The sequence below is a fragment of the Planktosalinus sp. genome, from assembly GCF_059864935.1.
The window spans coordinates 1-3,685 of the sequence record NZ_JCBCCK010000432.1; the positions used below are offsets into that span (position 1 = coordinate 1).

At 38.9% G+C, this 3,685-nt stretch carries 5 protein-coding genes; all 5 read right to left on the minus strand.

Annotated features, from left to right (window positions below; all coding sequences use genetic code 11):
• The coding region (locus tag AC6F75_RS12975) for an RNA polymerDNA-directed RNA polymerase subunit B (RefSeq protein WP_500715516.1) at window positions 1-1,652 on the minus strand (1,652 nt) is incomplete at its 3' end.
• A 156-nt stretch (window positions 1,653-1,808) separates the two neighbouring features.
• Window positions 1,809-2,183, minus strand: coding sequence for a 50S ribosomal protein L7/L12 (gene rplL / locus AC6F75_RS12980; RefSeq protein ID WP_500715517.1), 375 nt, complete (start codon window positions 2,181-2,183; stop codon window positions 1,809-1,811).
• Between the two features lie 65 nt (window positions 2,184-2,248).
• Complete coding sequence (gene rplJ, locus AC6F75_RS12985) at window positions 2,249-2,770, minus strand: 50S ribosomal protein L10 (RefSeq protein ID WP_500715518.1); 522 nt, start codon at window positions 2,768-2,770, stop codon at window positions 2,249-2,251.
• Window positions 2,771-2,785: 15 nt separating this feature from the next.
• Entirely contained in the window at window positions 2,786-3,481 is a 696-nt protein-coding gene (rplA, locus tag AC6F75_RS12990) for a 50S ribosomal protein L1 (RefSeq protein ID WP_500715519.1), read from the minus strand.
• A gap of 21 nt (window positions 3,482-3,502) precedes the next feature.
• On the minus strand, window positions 3,503-3,685 hold a 183-nt coding region (locus AC6F75_RS12995), incomplete at its 5' end, for an uL11 family ribosomal protein (protein WP_500715520.1).

Here is a 3,685-nt window from a genome sequence, read left to right on the forward strand (position 1 = left end):
TATGGCGTTTCAAGGAATCCTAAATTGTTTACCCTTGCGAATACCCCCATAGAAGAAATCAAACCAATGTTTGGTCCTTCAGGAGTTTCAATGGGGCAAAGTCTTCCATAGTGAGTATAGTGAACGTCTCGCACTTCAAAACCTGCTCTTTCACGCGACAAACCACCTGGCCCAAGTGCAGAAAATCTACGCTTATGCGTAATTTCAGCTATGGGGTTGGTTTGGTCCATAAACTGTGAAAGCTGGTTGGTGCCAAAGAAAGAGTTGATTACCGAAGATAATGTCTTGGCATTTATCAGATCAATGGGTGTAAACACTTCATTGTCTCTCACGTTCATACGCTCACGAATGGTTCTAGCCATACGGGCAAGACCAACACCAAACTGTTGTGAAAGTTGTTCACCAACAGTTCTAACACGTCTGTTTGATAAGTGATCAATATCATCAATTTCTGCTTTTGAGTTGATTAACTCAATCAGATATTTGATGATGGTGATTATATCTTCTTTGGTTAAAACCTGCTTATCCATAGCAATGTCTAAACCAAGTTTTTTGTTCATTCTGTAACGACCTACCTCACCCAGGTTGTAACGCTGGTCACTAAAGAACAACTTATGGATGATTCCACGAGCTGTTTCCTCATCGGGTGGTTCAGCATTTCGCAACTGACGGTAAATGTGTTCAACAGCTTCTTTTTCAGAGTTTGTTGGATCTTTTTGAAGCGTGTTGTGAATGATGGCATAATCTGCCGATTGATTGTCTTCTTTGTGAAGCAGGATCGTTTTAGAACCTGAATCAAGAATTTCCTCAACGTGTTCTTTTTCAAGAACGGTATCACGGTCTAAAACGATTTCATTTCTTTCGATAGAAACAACCTCGCCTGTATCTTCGTCAACGAAGTCTTCGTGCCATGTTTTAAGAACACGTGCAGCAAGTTTTCTGCCTAAGTATTTTTTCAATCCTGTTTTTGACGCTTTTACTTCTTCAGCAAGGTCAAAGATTTCAAGGATGTCTTTATCCCTTTCAAAACCAATGGCTCTGAAAAGAGTAGTGACAGGTAATTTTTTCTTTCTATCGATATAAGCATACATTACGCTGTTGATATCGGTAGCAAATTCAATCCAGGAACCTTTGAAAGGAATTACTCTGGCCGAGTAAAGTTTGGTTCCGTTTGCGTGAAAAGATTGCCCGAAGAAAACACCGGGAGATCGGTGCAACTGAGAAACAACCACACGCTCTGCACCGTTGATACAAAATGTACCACTGGGTGTCATATAAGGAATGGTACCCAAATACACGTCCTGAACAATGGTTTCAAAGTCCTCGTGCTCAGGGTCTGTACAATACAATTTTAGTCTTGCTTTTAAAGGCACACTATATGTAAGTCCGCGTTCAATACACTCTTGAATGGAGTATCTTGGTGGATCTACAAAGTAGTCTAAAAATTCAAGTACAAATTGGTTACGAGTATCAGTAATTGGGAAGTTTTCCATGAAGGTTTTGTAAAGTCCTTCATTTCCTCTTTCGTCTGTTTTTGTTTCCAACTGGAAAAAATCCTGGAAGGATTTTATTTGAATGTCCAGGAAATCGGGATATTCCGGCTTATTCTTCACAGAGGAAAAATTCAATCTTTCAGTTTGAGTTGCTGACATTAATGGAATGAATTTTAATTAAAATAAAAAGTTGTTTGGCGTAATTTTTAAACAAAACTGTTTTTTACGCAAAATGGTTTAGAGCTGTTAAGGTGCATTTTTGCACCTTAACAACCTAAACCTTAGGGTAATTTCCCCGAGTTTTCGGGGGATGTATTACTTAAGCTCTACTTCAGCTCCAGCCTCTTCAAGAGAAGCTTTTAAGCTGTCTGCCTCGTCTTTAGAAACAGCTTCTTTGATCGTGTTTGGTGCACCATCAACCATTTCTTTTGCTTCTTTAAGACCTAGACCTGTAAGTTCCTTAACAAGTTTAACAACTGCAAGCTTAGAAGCACCGGCTGCCTTCAACACTACGTCAAATTCAGTTTTCTCTTCTGCAGCTTCTGCAGCAGCACCTCCACCAGCAGCAACAGCAACAGCTGCAGCAGCAGGCTCGATGCCATACTCTTCTTTAAGGATTGTAGCTAACTCATTAACTTCTTTTACAGTTAAGTTAACTAATTGTTCTGCGAAATCTTTTAAATCTGCCATTTTCTATCGTTTTAATAATTTAATTTTAATATTTAATAATTGAATATTCGTTGTTTGAAAATTTACTATCCTTCTCTTTCAGATAGCGTTTTGATAATTCCTGCAAGTTTTCCGCCACCTGATTTAAGTGCTGAAACAACATTTTTAGCAGGAGATTGAAGTAACCCTATCACTTCGCCTATCATCTCATCACGAGATTTGATGTTTACAAGGTCATCCAGCAGGTTGTCGCCAATGTAAACCGCTTCTTCAATAAAAGCACCTTTAAGAACGGGTTTTTCTGATTTTTTGCGAAATTCTTTGATCACTTTTGCTGGAGCATTTCCGGTTTCAGAAAACATTAGAGAGGTGTTACCTTTTAAAATGGTTTTTAAATCTCCAAAATCCCTGTCTGAGGTGTCCATTGCTTTTGCAAGCAGGGTATTTTTAACAACTGTCAGTTTGATTCCGGCCTTGAAGCACGCACGTCTCAGGTTTGAGGTAGTAAGTGCATTCAGTCCTGAAATATCTGTTAAGTAGATATTTGAATTCTCTGCTAACTGGGTAGTTAAAACTTCTATAGCTTTTGCTTTTTCTTCTCTTGTCATAATATAAAGTATTTACTACTCAGTAAAACGTTTAGCATCGATTGGAACTCCGGGACTCATAGTGCTTGACAAGTGAATGCTCTTGATATAAACACCCTTGGTCACAGAGGGCTTTAACTTTACCAGTGTTGTTAATAATTCCTTTGCGTTTCCGGCAATTTTTTCGGCATCAAAAGATGCTTTTCCAATTGCAGCGTGTACAATTCCGTATTTATCAACTTTAAAATCAATTTTACCGGATTTGATATCTGAAACAGCTTTAGCGATATCCATAGTAACTGTACCTGTTTTGGGGTTTGGCATCAAACCGCGTGGTCCTAAGACACGTCCTAAAGGACCCAACTTACCCATTACACTTGGCATAGTTACAATAACATCGACATCTGTCCATCCTCCTTTAATTTTATCGAGGTACTCGTCTAAGCCCACAAAATCAGCACCCGCTTCTTTTGCTTCGGCTTCTTTATCTGGAGTTACCAGTGCTAAAACTTTAACGTCTTTACCGGTTCCGTGAGGAAGGGTAACTACACCTCTTACCATTTGATTAGCTTTTCGTGGGTCAACATTTAGACTCACAGCTAAATCTACAGAGGCATCAAAGTTTACAGTAGTAATCTCTTTTACTAAAGCAGATGCTTCAGCAAGTGAGTAGGCTTTATTAGCCTCAACTTTTGCTTGAGCGTCCTTTTGCTTTTTTGTTAATTTTGCCATTATTTTTTTGTAATTATCAGGTTAAAAAGGCGCATTACCTCTTACTTTAACACCCATTGATCTTGCCGTACCGGCAACCATTTTCATGGCAGATTCAATCGTAAAAGCATTAAGGTCTTGCATTTTGTCTTCTGCGATCGTTCTAATCTGATCCCAAGAAATTGTTGCTACTTTTCTGACATGTGGCTCGCCCGATCCTTTTTT